This is a genomic window from Thiolapillus sp., from assembly GCF_048562965.1.
In the GTDB taxonomy this organism is placed as follows: Bacteria; Pseudomonadota; Gammaproteobacteria; order Chromatiales; family Chromatiaceae; genus Thiolapillus; species Thiolapillus brandeum_A.
Genome location: NZ_JBHNMF010000624.1, coordinates 1 through 1,810, shown reverse-complemented (window position 1 = coordinate 1,810; position 1,810 = coordinate 1). Strand labels below are relative to the sequence as shown.

At 56.2% G+C, this 1,810-nt stretch carries 1 protein-coding gene and 1 pseudogene; both read right to left on the bottom strand.

The genetic code is table 11. From position 1 onward, the window contains the following. Window positions 1–1,263: conjugal transfer protein TraH (locus ACOCD2_RS18475; RefSeq protein ID WP_419615707.1), on the bottom strand; the 1,263-nt coding region annotated here is incomplete at its 3' end. 2 nt (window positions 1,264–1,265) lie between these two features. Next, window positions 1,266–1,810, bottom strand: a pseudogene (locus ACOCD2_RS18470) (hypothetical protein); the annotation flags it as partial.

The window sequence follows — 1,810 nt, the reverse complement described above, 5'->3', positions numbered from 1 at the left end:
GACAAACTTGGCTATGAACGGCACAGCTGAAGGAGCTTTGTGGACATCCACCAGTATCCGGTATAAAGGAATAGGCGTGATATTGATGAAATTCTGCTGTGAGGGGGTAAGGTCTGCACCTAACTGGATTTTTCCGACAATACTGTTGGAATTCCCCGTTATGTCGTTCATATCGTAGGTGCCAAACAGTTCGTGATGAACGATTTGGTCCAGGGTGCGCTCAACATACTTTCCCTCGTACATTGAAGCGCAACCACGAATGCCACCGTTAAAAGTTTTGCAACGCCACATGTTGTAATAATCTTGGTTGGCCCCAGAATTTGTTCCCGTGCCGTTTTTGGCCCACATCATGTTCTCCAGGGAGAAGTTCTTCCGATAAGGCGTGGGCACACAGGCGCTCTTCTGATCGGATGGGCTGGCATTGCAACCACCATTATCTTCTGAATTCTTGGGGTCCTCCGGGTATACAACTGTGCCCACGAGACTGATCATGAGTTCAATCGAGAAATTATCACGCGAGCTGTAGTTGGAAAGAATGCTACCAAGCTTCATAACAGCGCTATCTTTGTATAACGCACGAAAGGTGATGTTACCGATTTTGTCGACACCACCGTAGCTGCCTGTGGAGTTGGCGGACTGAACGGCATAGGAAGCGGAATCACTGCCCCAACCGGGGTCGGTGAACATTTTCTGCAGCGCGTCAAAGAAACCATCAGCACCGCCAGCCGCCTTTTCGATTTTTTTCAGTTCGGCCTTTCCAGCGTCATTGAGATCCATTTTGGATGCGGTCCAGGAAACAAGTTTGGCACCAATAGCGCAGGACGAGGCTTCAAGCGAGTTGATGTTATTCATCAGATCCTGAAGGTGAGCCATGAGAGATGCGCATTCCTGGCAAATGGTGGCGATAGCCAACTGAAAGGCATAACCTACGGCGGCTGTGCCGATTTGGCGGAGGATTTGCTTGAACTGTTCGGCGCTGATGAAGCTGAAACTGCCGCCAAAGAAATCTATGCCGTTACAGCCTGCCTGAAGGTGTGGTGGCGCGACATGCATAAGCCAAATGTTCCGGATGGGCCAGCGCATCTGAAAGGACCCCCCGGTGAGAACGCCTCGCCGCTGCGACATGTAGACCCCCGGGTTTGTGGCGGTGGCCGACAGCATGTCCGACAGCGCATCACTCAATGAGGCGCGGGCGGGAGGTGCCGACGTGAAAACAGCAACGGAAAATAATGCGGCAAACAGAAACGAAGCAAAGCGGCTCATCATCAATTCCCCGCGAGGATACCCCGACCTGCCGCGCCAGCGGAGGTGGGGGAGGAATCGCGGCCTCCAAGGTTGTAGTGATAACCATCTGCCGACTGGATCTTGCGGCAGAACCGGTGGGCGATGCCCTGTACCACGCCGTTGGCCGTGGTGATATTGAAAGACCCGGATGAGCGCACGGCCACCCGGCCCTGGTAGGCGCCCTGTTTCTTGCCAGTGGTCACGCGGGCATGCACCAGGTCGCCGGTACGAAATCCCCGCACCGTGGCCCGACGGGGCTTGGGTTTGGTGCGCGGAAAGCCGTACTTGTCCATCCGGCAGAATTGCCGGGAGCCGTGCCCGGTGGCCTGGACAATCAGCGGGCGCAATGCCCGGGGGATGCGCACGGCGCTGCCGGCCTCACCGACACAGGCCGCGTCGGTCCAGTGGTCCTTGGCATAGCCCTGATCCGAACGGTTTTTCTTGGTGCGCCCGCCCGACCAGAAGGTGGTGGGCAGCCCCAGGGTCTGGAGCGCCCGGCCGGTGGCATACCGTGTGGCATTGACGG